The sequence below is a fragment of the Clostridium sediminicola genome, from assembly GCF_050402865.1.
Lineage (GTDB): Bacteria > Bacillota > Clostridia > Clostridiales > Clostridiaceae > Clostridium_AF > Clostridium_AF sediminicola.
In genome coordinates this window covers 26,261-44,994 of sequence record NZ_BAABMF010000028.1, presented here as the reverse complement: position 1 = coordinate 44,994, position 18,734 = coordinate 26,261, and the positions used below count along the sequence as shown (strand labels likewise).

16 protein-coding genes are annotated in these 18,734 nt (G+C 30.1%); 4 read left to right on the top strand and 12 right to left on the bottom strand.

Annotated features, from left to right (window positions below):
• Positions 1 to 484 (bottom strand): alpha/beta hydrolase (locus tag ACQ3F0_RS24645; protein ID WP_428868452.1); only part of this gene is annotated, 484 nt, incomplete at its 3' end.
• 163 nt (positions 485 to 647) lie between these two features.
• Between ACQ3F0_RS24645 and ACQ3F0_RS24640 the strand changes: the two genes are divergently transcribed.
• The 4 genes from ACQ3F0_RS24640 to ACQ3F0_RS24625 all read left to right on the top strand — a co-directional run bounded on the left by ACQ3F0_RS24640 (position 648) and on the right by ACQ3F0_RS24625 (position 5,189).
• Entirely contained in the window at positions 648 to 1,808 is a 1,161-nt protein-coding gene (locus ACQ3F0_RS24640; RefSeq protein WP_428868451.1) for an MFS transporter, read from the top strand.
• A gap of 296 nt (positions 1,809 to 2,104) precedes the next feature.
• Positions 2,105 to 3,007: a DMT family transporter gene (locus tag ACQ3F0_RS24635; protein ID WP_428868450.1), complete on the top strand. Its 903-nt coding sequence runs from the start codon at positions 2,105 to 2,107 to the stop codon at positions 3,005 to 3,007.
• 144 nt (positions 3,008 to 3,151) lie between these two features.
• Entirely contained in the window at positions 3,152 to 4,012 is an 861-nt protein-coding gene (locus ACQ3F0_RS24630) for a MurR/RpiR family transcriptional regulator (protein ID WP_428868449.1), read from the top strand.
• Between the two features lie 358 nt (positions 4,013 to 4,370).
• A complete protein-coding gene (locus ACQ3F0_RS24625) occupies positions 4,371 to 5,189 on the top strand; it encodes an EFR1 family ferrodoxin (protein ID WP_428868448.1) in 819 nt (272 codons plus the stop codon).
• A gap of 82 nt (positions 5,190 to 5,271) precedes the next feature.
• Here the strand turns inward: ACQ3F0_RS24625 and ACQ3F0_RS24620 are convergent, their stop codons facing one another.
• From ACQ3F0_RS24620 to ACQ3F0_RS24570, 11 genes are all read right to left on the bottom strand, one after another.
• Complete coding sequence (locus ACQ3F0_RS24620) at positions 5,272 to 6,300, bottom strand: DctP family TRAP transporter solute-binding subunit (protein ID WP_428868447.1); 1,029 nt, start codon at positions 6,298 to 6,300, stop codon at positions 5,272 to 5,274.
• Positions 6,301 to 6,595: 295 nt separating this feature from the next.
• The gene (gene buk / locus ACQ3F0_RS24615; RefSeq protein WP_428868446.1) at positions 6,596 to 7,663 is read right to left on the bottom strand and encodes a butyrate kinase; all 1,068 of its coding nucleotides are present in this window, start codon (positions 7,661 to 7,663) and stop codon (positions 6,596 to 6,598) included.
• Positions 7,664 to 7,694: 31 nt separating this feature from the next.
• The gene (gene ptb / locus ACQ3F0_RS24610; protein ID WP_428868445.1) at positions 7,695 to 8,600 is read right to left on the bottom strand and encodes a phosphate butyryltransferase; all 906 of its coding nucleotides are present in this window, start codon (positions 8,598 to 8,600) and stop codon (positions 7,695 to 7,697) included.
• 77 nt (positions 8,601 to 8,677) lie between these two features.
• On the bottom strand, positions 8,678 to 9,625 hold the full coding sequence (locus ACQ3F0_RS24605; RefSeq protein ID WP_428868444.1) for an AEC family transporter: 948 nt from the start codon (positions 9,623 to 9,625) through the stop codon (positions 8,678 to 8,680).
• Between the two features lie 381 nt (positions 9,626 to 10,006).
• Positions 10,007 to 11,185 (bottom strand): acetyl-CoA C-acetyltransferase, encoded by a 1,179-nt coding sequence (locus ACQ3F0_RS24600; protein ID WP_428868443.1) that lies wholly within the window; start codon positions 11,183 to 11,185, stop codon positions 10,007 to 10,009.
• A gap of 357 nt (positions 11,186 to 11,542) precedes the next feature.
• On the bottom strand, positions 11,543 to 13,252 hold the full coding sequence (locus ACQ3F0_RS24595; protein ID WP_428868442.1) for a sigma 54-interacting transcriptional regulator: 1,710 nt from the start codon (positions 13,250 to 13,252) through the stop codon (positions 11,543 to 11,545).
• Positions 13,253 to 13,616: 364 nt separating this feature from the next.
• On the bottom strand, positions 13,617 to 14,627 hold the full coding sequence (locus ACQ3F0_RS24590) for an electron transfer flavoprotein subunit alpha/FixB family protein (protein ID WP_428868441.1): 1,011 nt from the start codon (positions 14,625 to 14,627) through the stop codon (positions 13,617 to 13,619).
• A 28-nt stretch (positions 14,628 to 14,655) separates the two neighbouring features.
• On the bottom strand, positions 14,656 to 15,438 hold the full coding sequence (locus tag ACQ3F0_RS24585; protein ID WP_428868440.1) for an electron transfer flavoprotein subunit beta: 783 nt from the start codon (positions 15,436 to 15,438) through the stop codon (positions 14,656 to 14,658).
• Positions 15,439 to 15,451: 13 nt separating this feature from the next.
• Positions 15,452 to 16,591 (bottom strand): acyl-CoA dehydrogenase, encoded by a 1,140-nt coding sequence (locus ACQ3F0_RS24580; protein ID WP_428868439.1) that lies wholly within the window; start codon positions 16,589 to 16,591, stop codon positions 15,452 to 15,454.
• Positions 16,592 to 16,973: 382 nt separating this feature from the next.
• On the bottom strand, positions 16,974 to 17,822 hold the full coding sequence (locus tag ACQ3F0_RS24575; RefSeq protein WP_428868453.1) for a 3-hydroxybutyryl-CoA dehydrogenase: 849 nt from the start codon (positions 17,820 to 17,822) through the stop codon (positions 16,974 to 16,976).
• An 8-nt stretch (positions 17,823 to 17,830) separates the two neighbouring features.
• Positions 17,831 to 18,613 carry a short-chain-enoyl-CoA hydratase gene (locus ACQ3F0_RS24570; RefSeq protein ID WP_428868438.1) on the bottom strand — a complete coding sequence of 261 codons (783 nt, stop codon included), beginning with the start codon at positions 18,611 to 18,613 and terminating at the stop codon, positions 17,831 to 17,833.
• Positions 18,614 to 18,734: the final 121 nt, after the last annotated feature.

The window sequence follows — 18,734 nt, the reverse complement described above, 5'->3', positions numbered from 1 at the left end:
CTAACATTTCTAACATTCTATTGTATTTGTCATTTCCCATTCCCATTCTCATCCAACGAACTCCGTTTACAAATGAGTTCAGTGTTGCAAGAACTTTTACACATTTTTCTCTTCTTGCAGCTTCAACGCACACAGCTCCTCCTACTCCCCATCCGATTAGTCCTATTTTTTCTGCATCTACTTCAGGTTGAGCTTTTAAAAAATTAATAGCTGCACATATATCCTCTACTTCTCTTTCAAGTGTTGTATACTTTACTAATCCTTCACTTGGTTTGAATCCTCTGTAGTCAAATCCCATAACTACATACCCTCTTTTTGTTAGGTCTCTTGCAAACATAGCAGGATATACCACATTAAGGCCTGTCCATCCAGAGTTAGCGATTACTGTAGGTCTTTTTTCTCCCTCTTTATAATCATCAGGTAGATATATATCACCTAACATACGACTACCTTCACTGTAAAATACGATTTCTCTTTGTTTCATTTTAACTTCCCCCTTACTTATTTTGTAGCTTAAGTATAACATGCAAAAAGGAATATTTCAACCTTTTTTTATATTTTAGGAAGATTTCTTCCTTTCGTTGTTTCTATTATATAAATACCATGATATAATATTTGATAATAAATTTAAAAGGATAGTGATGAATATGAAAAACAAATTGACTAGCTATAAATTTTTTATTATTCAAATTTTATTATGGATTACATGGGGATCTTTTGGACAATATTATATTTACTACTTAACTGACAATGGTTACACCAATTCTACAATTGGTATCGCTTTGACTGTATTCAGTATTTTTGGTATTATTGGCCAGTATTCAAGTGGATACATAGCAGATAAAAAAAGAACAATTAAGAATATTTATATTTTATTTAACATCCTCTTCATTATGTTTGTAGGGCTTTTTATTGTTTTTGTAAAAATCCCCCCTGCTTCTATACTTATAATCGGTTTTATAGGGTTTATTTGGCTATCACTTGAACCACTTTTAGATAGCTGGTTTTTTAGTTATAAAGATATAGACAAGTCTGATTACTGCTTTGTTAGATGCGGTGGATCCTTAGGTTATTCACTTATAGCATTATGTTTGGGTCCTATAATTACATATTGGGGATACAATTTCATGTTTATTTCCTTCTTTCTATTTGCCTTATTAAACATTTTTATGTCCTCAAAACTTAATGATGGTACATTTTTAAAAAATAATGTAGAAAAAATAGATTTGAAAAAATTATTTTCAATTCCAGCTTATGTACAATTATTAGTATTTTCTGTTTTTATTTTTACTACTACAACAATGATAAACTCATATTACCCAATGATAATAAGAAATGTAGGTGGAAATACCACTCATTTAGGCTTGACAATAGCAATATCAACTATACTGGAAATACCTTTATTCTTATGCTCATCAAGATTTATTTTAAAATTTAAAGCTAATGTTATATTTCTAATTTGTTCAATTTTATTAATATTAAGAGTTATTACACTTTCATTAGCTACTTCACCTATAGGTGTTCTTGGAACAGTTATTTTTCATGCCAGTGCTTTTACACTTAGTTTTTCAACAATTAAAATTTATATTAGTAAAATTACTCCAAAAGATATGCAGGCTTCAGCTCAAACTGTAGCTGCCTCATTTATATTTGGAATAACAGGTATTCTTTCTAGTTTAATAGGTGGATTTGTTTTAGACATTAGCATGTCAGCCTTTTATATTGCATTAAATATATTGTCTTTTCTTACTTTTATTTATTCTATTTTTTATATATTAATAGGCAGTAAAAATTGTAACTTATTATAGATAGCTTATTTTCATTTTTACAACTTTAACAGCAAAAATCAACTATTTACTTTAAGGTGGATATCAATTCGTTCTTTCTTATTTTGTAAGTTAAATACAACTTATAAAATAAGAATTTTTAATTCTTTTTATGATGAAAATGGAATATTTATTCTTTTTTTGTCTTAAATTTTATTTACATTTTTTTATAATAATGCTATAATACCCCTTGATTAATGGTAGTTTAAAATTGATTTATGATTTATTTTAAACTACCTCGGGTTGTTTTTTATTAATGAAAGCTATAGGAGGATTTTATGAAAAAAAAGAGTTTGGGATATTTTTATTTATTGAATACAATTGTTTTTTTTAGTACATTTGAAATAGTATGTAGGTTAATTGCAGGAAGGATCAATCCATTTCAATTTAATTTCATAAGATTTTTATTTGGCGGAATTCTTTTAATAGTTGTATTACTTTTATCTAAAGAAAGTATGTACATAAATAAAAAAGATTTTTTATGGGTTACTTTAGCCGGAATACTGAATGTTGGTATTTCTATGAATTTACTTCAGCTAAGTCTCAGTGATGAAAACGCAAAAGCATCAGTGATTTCTATACTTATAAGTAGTAACCCTATCTTTGTTACTATTTTTTCCGCTATTATTGAAAAGGAAAGGATTAAATTATATAAAGTAATCGGACTGATATTATCAATTTTTGGAGTAGGAATAATATTTTTCCAAAACTTTGATATAACACATATAAACATGAAGAGTCCTTGTTTAGCATTAGTCTCTGCAATTTTTTTTGCTATGTATACTATCCTTGGAAAAAAAATTTCATCCAAAATAGGAAGTTTAAAAATGAATGCATACTCATTTACTATAGGAAGTGTAATACTTATTCCATTTCTTGTATTATTCAAAATTCCAGTTATTAGATTGGAACCTTCTTTAATTTTCCCAGTTTTTTATATAGCTTTCTTTGTAACAGGCATTGCTTATATTGCATATTTCAAAGGTTTAGAAATCATAGGTACAAGCAATGGCTCCTTAATTTTATTTGCAAAACCTATATTAGGTAGTATTTTGGCAATCATTCTTCTAAATGAAAAAGCTACTTTGAATCTTTTTATTGGAACTCTATTTATAATAACTGGCATATACCTAGTATTATCCTGGGAAAAAACCAGAGAAAAAATGAAACAAAAACAATAAGAACCACTTCCAAAGGTATATAATTATTACTTATACAGCCACTGATAATAATCCAGTTTTTTAGTTAAGTTGACTCAGTTATAAAACTGCGTTATTATGATTACAACTATTATTATCAAAAATTTCAAACTGGAGGAACCACGAATGAAAAGTAGTATTATTGATGAAATATTAAAGATCAAAGATGATCTTCCAAAAAAGCAAAAACAATTATGCAATTATATAGTACTTAATTATATACAAGCCGGAATTATGACTGTTGCCCAGTTAGCTGAAAATTCTGGTGTCGGTACCACTACAGTGATGAGGCTAATAAAAACTTTGAATTATGATAATTACGCCCAATTTAAGCGTGATTTACTCAACCTTTCTCTATTGAAGAATACATCTTCTTATAGCGGAATAAAAAAACGTTCTAGCATTGATTCAAATGATAATTATCTCAACGAGCTTGCTACACGTCTCAAAGATTACACAGATAGTTTTATAACAAAAAAAAACACAGAAAATCTCAATAAAGCAGTTCAAATGATGATTGATGCAAAACAAATTAATATACTTGGCTTACGTTCGTCTCAAATTCCAGCAACTTATCTTGAGCATACAATAAATCGTTTCTATCCCTATGTTCGTCAATTAAGTTACGATTCTCAGTATATTTTTGACAAAGCTTTTTCCGTAACAAAAGACGAGGTGCTAGTTGTATTCTCCGTTTGGCCTTGCACAAAATTAACAATAAATATTGCTGATGCATGTCACAAAAATGGTATCCCTATTATCTTGATTACAAATACCAGTTTAAATCCCATCGCTCGATATGCAGATGTATTCATTGACACTAACTCCGTTAACAGCGAATGTGGTATTCTACCATCAATGTTTGTGGCAGAAGCCATCATTTCTGATATATGGCAAAAAACAAAACCACAGTCAACAAATACTCTTGAAAAGTTAGAGCAGTTTCTTGACCAGCAAAACCTTTTTATTTGGGAAAATCAAGATTAATATCTTCTTTCAGATATTTCTTTTGCTTTAATATCCATTAATTCATTACGGTATAAAAATTTATGTAAGGAGCTGACGAATTTATTATTACTAATATATGATCAGCTCTTTTTTGTTTCTTTTATATTTAAAATAATGCTCTTGCTTTTCGCATCAGTTATTGTTATTATATGGCTAATGACAATAATTATAGATGTCAAACCTTTTATATTTTGCATAGTGGAATGTATTCCATTATTATAAAATTTTATTTAATATGGATAGTTGGTATATTAGTATCCTAAGGAAGGTTAATTATTTCCGTTTCAAAGATGTTCAAATTTAAAAAAATAATAAATATATCATGGAGGAAAGTATTATGAACAAAACGATTTATTCAATGTATTTTAGTGCCACAGGTACAACAAAAAAAATAGTCTCTACTATAGCAAGGAAGATTTCAGAAAACATTAATAATAAAGTAAATATAAACAATATTGACTTTACATTACCACAACTTAGAACAGAAACAGTATCTTTTCTAGAAGAAGATGTTGTAATCATTGGAGTTCCAGTATATGCTGGAAGAGTTCCTAATGTTTTATTAAAATATTTAGATTCTATTACCGGTAATGGTGCATTAGCTATTCCTGTAGTCCTTTATGGAAACAGAAATTATGACGATGCTTTAATAGAATTAAAAGATATTCTTGAATCAAAAGGCTTCAAAATTATTGCTGGAGGCGCATTTATTGGAGAGCACTCATTCTCAAAAACTCTTGCTAAAAACAGACCTGACGAAAAAGATATTGATATAGCTACTGATTTTGCAGATAAAATATCTAGAAAAATAACAAATTTAGATAAAATTGAAGATATTGCTTTTAAAGGAAACAAGCCTTATAGAAAATATTATAAGCCTAAAAATGAAAATGGCACTCCTGTTGATATAAGAAAAGTTAAACCTAAAACAAACAGTAATTGTATAGATTGTAAACTTTGTGTAGATGTATGTCCTATGGGTTCCATCGATCCTAAAAATGTATCTGAATTCATTGGAATTTGTATTAAATGCGGTGCTTGTATAAAAAAATGCCCTGTTAATGCCAAATTTTACGATGACGAAGATTACTTAAGACATAAACACGAATTAGAAATTAATTTCGCTTCTCGTAGAGAACCAGAATTGTTTATATAAAATTATTTAAAATGTTCCATGTTAAAGAGGTACTTACTTTCTAGTAAATTCCTCTTTAATTTTATACATTATCAGTTCTTTTTTATTTTGTTTTTTCCAAAAGCTCTTCAAGAATACTTTTGCCAATTTGATCTTCAAATTCACTATATAAAGGCTCTACTTTTTCTTTAAACAACGAAGAATCTTCAACTTCATTTATAACCATACCTTTATATTCTAATTCTTGTAATAATATAGAAATATTTTCACTGTTCTTATTTCTTTCAAATTCAACTGCCTCATCAACTGATTGTTGAATTTGATTCTGTAAATTTTCTGGTAATTTACCCCATGTTTTCATTGATGCCATAAATATTAAAGGAGAATAAGTATGATTAGTTAATGATAAGTATTTTGTTACCTCGTGATATTTATTTTGACTAATAACAGAAATTGGACTTTCTAATCCATCTATAGTGTTTTGCTGAACTGCTGTAAATGTTTTTTCCCATGACATTGGTGTAGGATTAGAACCTAATGCTTTAAACATACCAATATATATTGGGTTTTCCATAACTCTAAATTTAACTCCTTCGACATCTGATGGTGTATTTATTGGTCTTGTATTGTTGATCATCATCCGAAATCCACCCTCGGCATATCCTAGCCCTTTTATTCCTTTTGTTTCTAGTTTGCTTAAAAGGATTTTCCCAAACTCACTATCTAAAATTTCATGTGCCTGTTCAGAACTATCAAATATAAACGGAAGATCTAAAGCTTGAAATTCAGGAGCAAATCCGCTTACTGGTGCATTTGTAATTACTCCCATATCAATTGTTCCCAATGCCATTCCTTCTATTGCATCTCTTTCTCCACCTAATTGTGCATTGGGGTAAAGGTTTATTTTAACCTGCCCATTGGTTTTAGATTCAATAGAATCTTTAAATGCATGTGCAGCAATAGCATATGGATCATTTTCAGTATCCGCTGTTACCCAGTAGAATTTCAATTCGTAGCTCTCACCTTCAGCTTTACTATTTTCATTTCTAGTATTGCAAGCTACGAGGTTTAATGTAAGCAAAAAAATCACAATTAACAAAAGTACTTTTTTAAACTTTTTAACCCTTATCATTTTCTCCCCCCACATTACTCAAAATACTTTATTCCACATAATAAAAAAATCCTATTGAAATAAAAAATAATACATTACATTATATAGAATCATTACATTTAATTGTTAATAAAATCACAATTAAACTATATTTAATTTTATCATGCATAAATCTTATTGTAAATAATGTTTGCAAAAACAAGAATATTACATCAAAATTTTGATAGTATAAAATAATAAACTAAATAATAAAGAAGTTCTTACTTTTCAGTAAGAACCTCTTTATTATTATGAACACACATTTTTCTTTTAAATACTAATATTTTTTTGCTTTTTCTTCGCCTTTTAAAACTCTAAGTCCACCTTCTGCAAGAGCTAATAACTCATCTTCTCCAGGGTAAATTTTAACCTTAGATATAAACCCTACACTTTCCACAATTTCTCTAGTTATATTCTTACTATATGCTATACCACCTGTAAGAATTATTGAATCTACTTTTCCTTTTAGTACAGCTGCGCAGCTACCAATTTCTTTAGTTACTTGATAAATGAAAGCCTTTCTTATAAGTTGAGCTTTTTCATCTCCAGAATCTGCTTTTTCTTCAACTAGTCTTGCATCATTTGTTCCAAGGTAAGATACCATTCCACCCTTACCTACTATCATTTTCTTTATCTCATCTATAGTATATTCTCCACTATAACACATTTTTACAAGATCACCGATTGGTACACAACCACTTCTTTCTGGTGATAAAGGACCATCTCCATCTAACGCGTTATTAACATCTACTATTTTTCCATTTGTATGAGCACCTACTGAAACTCCTCCACCCATATGTACTACTATTAAATTTAAATCTTCATATTTTTTATTGTTCTCTTTTGCATATCTTTTAGCCACCGCTTTTTGATTTAATGCATGGAATATACTTTTTCTAGCAACACCTTCCATACCTGATACTTTAGCAACTTCAGTCATTTCATCTACAACAACTGGATCTACTATAAAAGCTGGTATTTCTAATGATTTTGCAATTTCATTAGCAATTATTCCACCTAAATTTGAAGCATGCTGTCCTTGTACACCAACTTTTAAGTCCTCTAGCATAGCTTCATTAACTGCATAAGTACCACCGCTTATTGGCTTCAAAAGTCCACCTCTAGCAACCACTGCATCTAAAGACTTAACTTCAAATCCATTTGCTTCTAAAACGTCCAAAATAACTGTTTTTCTAAATTCGAACTGATCATATATCTTCTTATATTTTCCTATTTCCTCTGATGAATGTCTTAATGTTTCTTCAAAAATCTGTTTATCATCTTCATATACTCCAATTTTAGTTGAAGTAGAACCCGGATTAATAATTAGCATTTTAAAACCCATAATTTGCACCCCTTTTAATTTATCTAGTTATTTATTTATTGTTCGCTACTAATGCCGCTAAGGCAATTGAATTCATTTTAGTTTGATGACTATCTGCTCTTGAAGTTAATATTACAGGAGCTGATGTTCCAACTAATATTGCTCCACTTATTGAATCTGTTGTAAAACCTAATGTCTTATACATTATATTTCCTGCATCAATTGATGGCATCAATAGAATATCTGCTTTTCCTGCAACTTCTCCTTCTATTTTCTTAGTTTTTGCTGCTTCTACTGAAAGAGCATTGTCTATAGCAAGTGGTCCATCAATAATACATCCTTTTATTTGACCTCTATCATTCATTTTAGATAGCATGGCAGCATCTATTGTTGCCTCCATCTTAGGATTTACAACTTCAACTGCACAAATTGGAGCTACTTTTGGTGTTTCAATTCCTATAGCTTTTGCCACCAAAACTGCATTATTTACTATTTTAACTTTTTCATTTAAATCTGGGTACATATTAAATGCACAATCAGTCAAAAATAGTAATCTATCAATTTTCGGTGTATCAAACACCGCTATGTGTGACATAAGACTACCTGTTCTTAATCCAACTTGTTTATTCAGTACAGCTCTTAAAAAATCACTAGTTGCAACTAAACCTTTCATAACCATATCTGCTTTACCACTTGATACTAATTCAACAGCTTTCAATGCTGCTTTAGCAGGTTTCTTTTCATCAACAATCTCAAATTGTGATAAATCAATATTTAATTCATTTGAAATTTCTTCTATTTTCTCTTTATCTCCTACTAAAACTGCATTAGCAAAACCTTCTTTTTTAGCATCTCTAACTGCTTCCAACACATGAGCATCTTCTGCAGCTGCTACAGCAACTTTTTTTATTTGTTGCGCTTTCGCTTTTAAAATAATTTCATCAAAAGTTTTAATCATTTTCAACACACCTCATATATTTTATTAAATTTTTACATTCATTTAAAACTTCCATTTATTAATTTAAATATTTTTATTTATATAATACCTATAGTCTTGAATCCAAACACAAATAATGTCATTAAAATAGTAGATAGAATTGTTGTTAACATAATTATATTAGCTGCAAGTTCTTTATCTCCATTCATAGCTGCTGTAATCATATATGTACCTAATGTACTTGGAACCCCAAATAATATATAAATTAGTACAATATCTTCATTTGGGAAACCCATCCTTATAGCTAATGTAACCATTATTAATGGCAAAATGAATAGTTTTATTATACTTGCTAAAATTGACGGCTTTAAATTTTCAACTGAACTCATAAAATCAAAAGAAGACCCGACAGTAATTAATGCTAACGGAGTTACTAATCTATCGAAATAATTTAATGTCCTCTCCGCCATAATGGGAAGTTCTAATCCCACTAAAGAATAAACTATACCCAATACTATACCAATAATCAACGGATTCCTAAATATACTATTAATAATATCTTTAGCTCTAATTTTAGATGTTCTGCTTTGATCAGTATAAGTTAAAATAATAATAGCCATTATGTTATATAAAGGAATAACAAATGCAATGATCAAAGATGCTTTTAATCCTATTGAACCTGTTATATTTTCTATAAAAGTTAGCCCGATATATACAAAATTCCCTCTAAAACAACAATGAATAAATGCACCTAACTGAGATTTTTTCTTGATAAATACAAGACCTATTATCCAAATTATCAATATGCTCAGCAAAGTTCCCAAAGTCGTAAAAGCTATGAACTTAACATCCAAACATGCATCTAATGAAGTTTTTGAAACATCATTAAATAACTTGATAGGCAAAGCTACGTTATAGACAATAGTATTTGCCGTTTTTGTAAAGTTATTATCAATTATGTTTTTCCTCTTTAAAATATAACCTACACACATAACAAAACAAATAGGCATTACAATACTAATGCTAAAAACAAAGTTATCTAACATAATTCACTCCCCTCTATTAAATAATAAGCAAGTTTTATGCCAAAGATTTCTTTTGATTTTCTTAAAATCCATATTCTATAGCTGTTTCCTGTAATAATCTTCAGATATTCCTGTTTAAATATTTCTCATATATTAAAACTACGGTTTTACATGTATATTTTATTCAACATTTGATGATATTTGTTGATTTTTGTTGAAGTATACAGAATATAATTTTTTAAAGTGTGCACTTTGTTGACATATGCATTTTGTGCACAGATATTCAGATTATCACCATAAAACTATTGTTAATAAGTACCCTTCTTAAAGAATCATAAGACACTTTTCTTAATAAAAAAAAGCACACCATATATTTGGCATGCTTTAAATATGTTATTCTAATTATCTTTTTACTACTAAAGCTGTTCCTTGTCCCCCACCTATACATAAAGTAGCAAGTCCAGTTTTTGAGTCTCTTTTAATCATTTCATGAATTAATGTAACTAATATTCTACCACCAGAAGCTCCAATTGGATGTCCTAATGCAATAGCTCCACCATTAACATTTACTTTATCCATATCAAAGTTTAAATCTTTAGCAACAGCTAAACTTTGAGCTGCAAAAGCTTCGTTAGCTTCAATTAAATCTAAATCTTCAACAGTCATGCCAGCTCTTTCTAATGCAACTTTAGTTGATGCAACTGGTCCATATCCCATTATTGATGGATCTAAACCTTTTGAACCAAATGAAGCAATCTTAACTAAAGGTTCAACACCTAATTCTTCAGCTTTTTCAGCGCTCATTACTACAAAAGCAGCTGCTCCATCGTTTATTCCTGAAGCATTACCAGCTGTTACTGTTCCACCTTTTTTGAAAGCTGGTCTTAACTTTGCTAATTTTTCTGGAGTAGCACCAAATTTAGGAAATTCATCAGTATCGAATACTATTGCATCTCCTTTTCTTTGTGGAATTTCTACTGGAACAATCTCATCTTTAAATCTTCCTTCTTTAATAGCTGCTTCAGCTTTGTTTTGAGAATTTGCAGCAAATTCATCTTGCATTTCTCTTGTTAAATTCCATTGTTCTGCAATATTTTCTGCTGTTATTCCCATATGATAGTCGTTAAAAGCATCCCATAATCCGTCTGTTATCATCTCATCAACTAAAGCACCATTTCCCATTCTTTGTCCCCATCTTGCTTTATCTAACACAAAAGGTGCACGAGACATATTCTCCATACCACCAGCAACAACTATATCAGTAGTTCCTGACATTATCATTTGGAATGCTAAACTAACTGCTCTTAACCCTGAACCACATACTTTATTAATTGTAAGTGCTGGAACTTCAACAGGTAATCCCGCTTTCACTGCAGCTTGTCTACTTGTATTTTGACCTAAACCAGCTTGTAGCACGTTTCCCATAATTACTTCGTCTATTGTTTCTGGTTTAATATTTGCTTTTTTTACTGCTTCTTTAATTACTAAAGCCCCTAAATCTACTGCTGGAACATTTTTTAAACTTCCACCGAATGTACCCATTGCTGTTCTAACTGCACTAGCGATTACTACTTCTCTCATTTTAAATCCCCCTACAAAATTAGTGTATTATTTTACACATTATACATAAGCAAGTATCATGCCAACTTCCTTATCCTTCAAACCACAAAGTAAATTTAACTAAAATAAACCACAGTGAAAATCGCTTTTATGGCAATTTTCATTGTGGTTGAAGTTAAATTAATATAAAACTACAGCACTTTACTAATTACATAGACACTCAATGGTAGTATTATGATATCTGTTGTTGATAAATCAGCTTTTTTCTTGACTATTTCTAACTTTTAATAGCAAGCACTCATAAAATAATTAGCTTTCACTGCAAACGTTATTATTTAATAATGTTTATTATTTAAATTATTAATATGTCTACTTTGTTTACATATCTAAATCATATCTTATGATTTTTTTATATAATCCGCCTCTGCTAATTCCTAAATCAATTGCAGTTTTATTTTTATTCCCTTTATTAGCTTTCAAGCTTTCTTGAATAATTTCTTTTTCAATGGTTTCAATAATAACTTTTAAGTTTTTGTTTACTTTTTCATAGTATTTTTTTCTATTATTTACTATTCTCTCTGGTAGTTGATGCTTTGTTACTACCAATTCAGTTTCCTGTAAATTTAAAGCTCTTTCAATTACATTCTCTAACTCTCGAATATTTCCCGGCCAATTATAATTCTTCAACTTTTCTTCTGCTTCTTTTGAAATTCCCTCTACATATATTCCTAGTTTGCTAGCTAATTTTTTTAACAAGAATTTTGCTAAATCACCTATATCCTCTCTTCTTTCTCTTAGTGGAGGTATAGTTAACTTCATAACGTTTAATCTATAATAAAGATCTTCCCTAAATTCTCCATTCTTAATACTTTCTTCTAAGTTTTTATTCGTAGAAGCGATTATTCTAACATCAATGTTTTTAAGAATATTTCCTCCTACTCTTTCAATTTCTCTTTCTTGAATAACTCTTAACAGTTTAACTTGCATATCCATAGGCATATCGCCAATCTCATCAAGCAATATAGTCCCTTTATTAGCAAGTTCAAACTTTCCTTTTTTCCCACCCTTTTTAGCGCCTGTAAATGCACCTTCTTCATAACCAAATAGTTCTGATTCAAGTAACTGCGGTGGAATTGCAGCACAATTTACCTTAACAAATGGAGCCGTTACTCTTTTACTAGCACTATGAATAGCATGGGCGAAAAGTTCCTTTCCAGTTCCACTTTCTCCGAAAATAAGTACATTAGAATCAGTTCTAGCAACTTTACCAGCCATTTTTTTAACTTGCATTATTTTATATGAACTCCCAATGATATCATCTAAAGAATATTTAGATTTTCTTTCCATACTAAGTTCATTTCTATAATATTCAATTTCTCTTTCCATTTTATTAAGTTTTTTACTAATAGAATAAAAATTACTTAAATCTTTAAACATTGCTTTACCAACCACAGCAACAACTTTACCATTTTTTATTACTGGAATTCGCATTGCTACCATTTTATTTCCTTTAATTTCTTGTATTTCACCAACTTCTTTTTCGCCAGTTTCCAACACTTTATGCAATCTTGTATTATCTATGATATCTGCAACATGTTTTCCTTCAACATCATACTTATTTAAAAACTCTTTGTATGCCATACTCATCTTAGTTATTAATCCATTCTCATCAATAACCACAATCCATTCATTAATAGTATCCATCATAGTATGCAAAATATCTACATCTGTTTTGTCTTTCTCATCATTGTTTTCTGTTACGTTATTTTCCTTTACTTCTTTTAGTATTACTAATACCTCAATTACATTTTTATCATTAATGAACGGCATTATATTAACTCTTAGTTTCTTTTGATTTATCTCAATATCTTTATTTACTTCATTTTTGCCCGTTTCAATGATTTCATAAATATTACACTTTCGTATTATCTCATTTACATCATTTCTCATATTTATATCCGCATCTAAGCGTAATAAATACTGGGCTGTTTTATTAATTTTAGCAATGTTACATTCACAGTCAAAAACTATTACAGCTTCATCAATTACATCTATAAAATTATTAATACAACCTCTAAGATTTTCCATTATTCACCTCTCAAAATTAAAGATTCTTATATATTCACTAAATTTAACTTTGTTTACGTTTATAAGAAGTGCATATTTCTTGATGTATACTTTTATTTTAATATAGGTTTACGCATTTGTAAACTTTCTTGTTAAATTGTTATCAACCTAAACATAAAGCAATACTTCTTATATATCATTTTTTTGTTAAAATAGCAAATACATATATAGCTAGAAATCCACTCTTCTTCGCTAATCTATGCTTCTTCTACCCATTAAAGGATGAAAATTATGAATCAAAAAAAAAAAAAAAAAAATGAGGTGATCTCAGTTTTTCTTCTGAGACATCCTCATTTCTTATATGGGTTATATTGAGTTAGTAAATTTATTTATCTTTATTAGTATTTTTAACTTCTTTGATTAATTCTGGAATCACTTTATTTACATCTCCAACAATCCCTACATCAGCTACTTCAAATATTGGAGCACCAGAATCTTTATTAATTGCAATTATAAATTCTGATTCTTCCATTCCAGCTAAATGTTGAATAGCTCCTGAAATACCACATGCAAAGTATACATCAGGTCTAACTGTTTTTCCTGTTTGACCAACTTGATGATTTCTATCAAGCCAACCAGCATCTACTACAGCTCTTGAAGAAGACACTACACCATTTAACTCTTCAGCAAGCTCTCTAAGCATAGCAAAATTTTCTGCACTTCCTATCCCTCTACCACCTGATACTAAAACATTCGCATCTTCGATATTAACTTTTTGTTTCTCTTCTTTAACAACTTCAAGAATTTCAACATTTTTATCCTTTGAAGTGAATGGAACTTTTATTTCTTCAACAGTTCCATTTCTGTTTTCATCTTTCTTTAAAGCCTGCATAACACCAGGTCTTACTGTAGACATTTGAGGTCTAAAATCTGGACAAATTATTGTCGCAAAAATATTTCCACCAAAAGCAGGTCTTGTCATTAATAAATTTCTTGTTTCATCATCTATCTCAAGTGTAGTACAATCTGCTGTTAGTCCTGTATGAATTCTTGCAGATACTCTAGGAGCTAAATCTCTTCCTATTGTTGTTGCACCAAATAAAACAATTTCTGGTTTCTTTATACGAACTATTTCTGCCATCGCTTTTGTATAAGGCTCATTCATATACAATTCTAAAACTTCATCATCAACATAAAGCACTTCATCTGCACCATAACTAATTAATTCATCTGCTTTATCTTTTATATTATATCCTACTATTACTGCAGTTAACGTTTCTTCTAATTTATCTGCAAGTTCTCTACCTTTACCTAAAAGTTCAAAAGAAACCTTTTGAATTTCACCTTCTCTTTGTTCAATGAATACAAAAACACCTTTATGTTCTGTAATATTCAAGGTAACCCCTCCTTTTACCAACTTCTATTTATATATAGTATTTTTCTTTTAGTTTATCTACAACAATTTTAGCTGCTTCTTTAGCATCTACATCAAATACTTCACCAGCTGTTTTAGCCCCTTTAGTAAATGATTTTTTAACTTTTGTTGGAGATCCTTTTAAACCAATTTTAGTTGGATCTACATCTATATCTTTTAATGACCAACGTATAATTTCTTTTTCCCTATATGCATCAAATACGCCTTCAACAGTCATATATCTAGCTTTATTATTTTCACTTAAAGTAGTTATAAGGCATGGTAATTTTGATTTAATCATTTGGTAGCTATCTTCAAACATTCTTTTCAATACTATAGCATCCTCTGACATTATTAATTCTTCTACATAACTAACACATGGAAGATCTAAATGTTCAGCTATTTGAGGTCCAACTTGAGCTGTATCTCCATCTATAGCTTGTCTTCCTGCAATGATTAAATCATAGTCTAATTTCTTTAATGCACCTGATAATGTTAAAGAAGTCGCCCATGTATCAGCTCCTGCAAATGCTCTATCACTTAGTAAAATAGCTTCATCAGCACCCATTGCTAATGCTTCTCTTAAAGCTTTTTCCGCTTGTGGTGGACCCATTGTTAGAACTGTAATTTTTGCATCTAATTCATCTTTTAATTTTAAAGCTGTTTCTAATCCAGCTTTATCATCTGGATTTATAATACTAGGAATTCCTTCTCTTATTAAAGTTCCTGTTTTTGGATCTATTTTAACTTCTGTAGTATCTGGAACTTGTTTTATACAAACAACTATATTCATTATTTAAACCTCCTTATTTTAGCATACTTCCTGCTATTACCATCTTTTGAACTTCTGAAGTACCTTCATATATTTCAGTTATTTTAGCATCTCTCATCATTCTTTCAACTGGATATTCTCTTGTGTAACCATATCCACCATGTAGTTGAACTGCTTTTGTTGTAACTTCCATAGCAGTTTCTGCTGCTACTAGTTTTGCCATAGCTGCATATACACTATAATTTTCTTTATTATCTTTAGCTTTTGCTGCTCTGTATACTAATAATCTTGCTGCATCAGTCTTTGCTTGCATTTCAGCAAGTTGAAATTGTGTGTTTTGGAATTTTGAAAGAGATCTTCCAAATTGTTTTCTTTCTTTAACATATTTAACTGTCTCATCAATAGCTCCTTGAGCAATTCCTAAAGCTTGAGATGCGATTCCTATACGTCCACCATCAAGAGTTTGCATTGCAATCTTGAATCCTTTACCTTCTTTTCCAAGTAAGTTTTCTTTTGGAACTTTTACATTTTCAAATATTAATTCACAAGTTGCTGAACCTTTGATACCTAATTTAGCTTCTTTTTTACCAATAGTAAATCCTTCATAATCTGCCTCAACTATAAATGCAGAGATACCTCTTGTACCTTTACTTTTATCTGTCATCGCCATAACAATATATATATCAGCATAACCAGCATTTGTTATGAATATTTTTGATCCATTTAATATGTAATGATCGCCTTCTAAAACAGCAGTTGTTTGTTGTCCTGCTGCATCTGTACCAGCATTAGGCTCAGTAAGACCAAAAGCTCCTAGTTTTTCACCTTTTGCAAGTGGCACTAAATATTTTTGTTTTTGTTCTTCTGTACCAGATTGATAAATTGGAGCTGCACATAATGAAGTGTGTGCAGAAACTATAACACCAGTTGTCGCACAAGCTTTTGATAATTCTTCAACTGCCATAGAATAAGCTAAATTATCTCCACCTTGTCCACCATATTTCTTTGGAAATGGTATTCCCATAAATCCACACTTAACCATTTTTTCTACTGTTTCCACAGGGAATCTTTCTTCTTCGTCTACTTCCTCTGCTAAAGGCTTTACTTCTTGTTCAGCAAATTCTCTGTACAATTGTTGTACCATTTCGTACTCTTTTAAAATTGAAAATTCCATAACCTTTCCTCCTTAAAAATATATTACTAAGTGGTATTCTCAAATAGATTGTTTGTTATTTATCAAACAATCCCTTTGAATTATATGGAGTGCTTTAGTTTTTTTTAAAATTAACACTCCTTACTTTAGAAATCTTATATTTTATTGTATTTTTTTACTTTAATGTTATTATTATCTATATATTTTTGTACTTCAAAGAAAGATTATCAATCTATAAGTATAGATTACTAATCTTTCTTATATCAGTATACACGATTTATAACAACTTATAACTCAAGGATATTGCTATTGTGTGATACCTCCAAAGTCCACCGCCATCAAAAGGTCGCCAGCTTTGTCTTGTATCAAATTTTATATTTAAGGCATTATGTATGCCAAAAATTTACTTTGAGTAATCAAAAAATCCTTTTCCTGTTTTTCTACCTAAAAGTCCACCTCTAACCATTTTTCTTAATAATGGATGTGGTCTATATTTAGGATCACCAAATTCTTTATATAAAGTTTCCATAATTGCTAAATTTACATCATTACCAACTAAATCAGCAGTAGCTAAAGGTCCCATACCGTGACCAGCTCCTAATTTCATAGCAGTATCAATATCTTCTGCTGTTGCAACACCATCTGCTAATATACCTATAGCTTCATTCATCATTGGGATAAGTATTCTGTTAACTACAAATCCTGGTGCTTCTTCTACTTGAACTGCAGTTTTTCCTAATTTTTCTACCATATCAAATATTATTTCTTTAGTTTCTTCTGAAGTAGCAATTCCTTTGATAACTTCTACTAATTTCATAGCAGGCACTGGATTGAAAAAATGCATTCCAATAACTTTATCTGGTCTCATTGTTGCACTAGCAACCTCTGTTATTGAAAGTGATGAAGTATTTGTTGCAAGTATAGCTTCTTTTTTACAAACCTCATCTAATTCAGCAAATATTTTTTTCTTAATTTCCATATTCTCAATAGCAGCTTCAATAACTACATCAACATCAGCAGCCATTTGTACATCTGTTGTTCCTGTTACTCTTTCTAATACTGCTACCTTTTCTTCCTCAGACATTCTTCCTTTTTTAACACTTCTGTCTAAGTTTTTACTAATCATTGATAATCCTTTATCAACAAAGTCTTGCTTAATATCTCTTAATATTACTTCGAATCCCGCTTGAGCCATTACTTGCGCAATTCCAGAACCCATAGTCCCCGCACCTAAAACAAAAATTTTCATTATTTATCCCCCTAAATTCTATTTTTAAACATTGCTGGTCTTTTTTCAATAAAAGCAGTCATAGCTTCCTTTTGATCCTCATTTGCAAAACACATACCAAATAGATCTTTTTCAATTACCATACCTGTCTCAATATCAGTTTCAATACCTCTATTGATTGCTGATTTACTATATCTCACAGCTATTTGACCCTTAGCTGCAATCATTTCAGCTAATTTCACTGCTTCATTTAAAACTTCCTCTTGTGAAACAACTTGGTTGACAAGTCCAATTTTTTCTGCTTCATTCGCATTAATTATTTTAGCTGAAAAAATCAGTTCTTTTGCCTTTCCTATTCCAACTAAACGTGACATTCTCTGAGTCCCTGCAAATCCAGGTGTAATTCCTAGCCCAACTTCAGGTTGTCCAAATTTTGCTTTTTCACCAGCAATTCTAATGTCACAACTCATTGCAAGCTCACAACCTCCACCTAAAGCAAAGCCATTTACAGCAGCAATTACTGGTTTTTCCATAAGCTCAATCTTTCTAAAAACCTTTAATCCTAATTCCCCAAATTTTCTAGCTTTTCCAGGTGACAAATCTTTCATCTCAGCTATATCTGCTCCTGCTACGAATGATTTTCCTGCTCCAGTAATAATTATTACATATATGTTTTCATTTTTATCCATTTCATTTATTGCTTGGTCTAATTCTTTTAAAGTTTCTGAGTTTAACGCATTTAAAGCTGAAGGTCTATTAATTGTTAATATTCCAACTCTTTCTTTTTCATCTACCAAAAGATTTTTGTATTGCATTACTAGTCCCCCTTTTATGCATATTTCATCAAAAGGATTTTTCCTTTGTATATAATCCCATAACAAAACAAACATCTGACACAAATTATTTAAGCAACTTTCATGCCAACTTTTTGTCAAT

What these genes read in the sequence shown, in the direction of transcription:
- ACQ3F0_RS24585 (WP_428868440.1), bottom strand. Translation starts at nt 15,438, where the DNA reads ATGAATATAGTTGTTTGTATAAAACAAGTTCCAGATACTACAGAAGTT.
- ACQ3F0_RS24625 (WP_428868448.1), top strand. Translation starts at nt 4,371, where the DNA reads ATGAACAAAACGATTTATTCAATGTATTTTAGTGCCACAGGTACAACA.
- ACQ3F0_RS24630 (WP_428868449.1), top strand. Translation starts at nt 3,152, where the DNA reads ATGAAAAGTAGTATTATTGATGAAATATTAAAGATCAAAGATGATCTT.
- ACQ3F0_RS24580 (WP_428868439.1), bottom strand. Translation starts at nt 16,591, where the DNA reads ATGGAATTTTCAATTTTAAAAGAGTACGAAATGGTACAACAATTGTAC.
- buk (WP_428868446.1), bottom strand. Translation starts at nt 7,663, where the DNA reads ATGGGTTTTAAAATGCTAATTATTAATCCGGGTTCTACTTCAACTAAA.
- ACQ3F0_RS24635 (WP_428868450.1), top strand. Translation starts at nt 2,105, where the DNA reads ATGAAAAAAAAGAGTTTGGGATATTTTTATTTATTGAATACAATTGTT.
- ACQ3F0_RS24620 (WP_428868447.1), bottom strand. Translation starts at nt 6,300, where the DNA reads ATGATAAGGGTTAAAAAGTTTAAAAAAGTACTTTTGTTAATTGTGATT.
- ptb (WP_428868445.1), bottom strand. Translation starts at nt 8,600, where the DNA reads ATGATTAAAACTTTTGATGAAATTATTTTAAAAGCGAAAGCGCAACAA.
- ACQ3F0_RS24640 (WP_428868451.1), top strand. Translation starts at nt 648, where the DNA reads ATGAAAAACAAATTGACTAGCTATAAATTTTTTATTATTCAAATTTTA.
- ACQ3F0_RS24570 (WP_428868438.1), bottom strand. Translation starts at nt 18,613, where the DNA reads ATGCAATACAAAAATCTTTTGGTAGATGAAAAAGAAAGAGTTGGAATA.
- ACQ3F0_RS24595 (WP_428868442.1), bottom strand. Translation starts at nt 13,252, where the DNA reads ATGGAAAATCTTAGAGGTTGTATTAATAATTTTATAGATGTAATTGAT.
- ACQ3F0_RS24605 (WP_428868444.1), bottom strand. Translation starts at nt 9,625, where the DNA reads ATGTTAGATAACTTTGTTTTTAGCATTAGTATTGTAATGCCTATTTGT.
- ACQ3F0_RS24600 (WP_428868443.1), bottom strand. Translation starts at nt 11,185, where the DNA reads ATGAGAGAAGTAGTAATCGCTAGTGCAGTTAGAACAGCAATGGGTACA.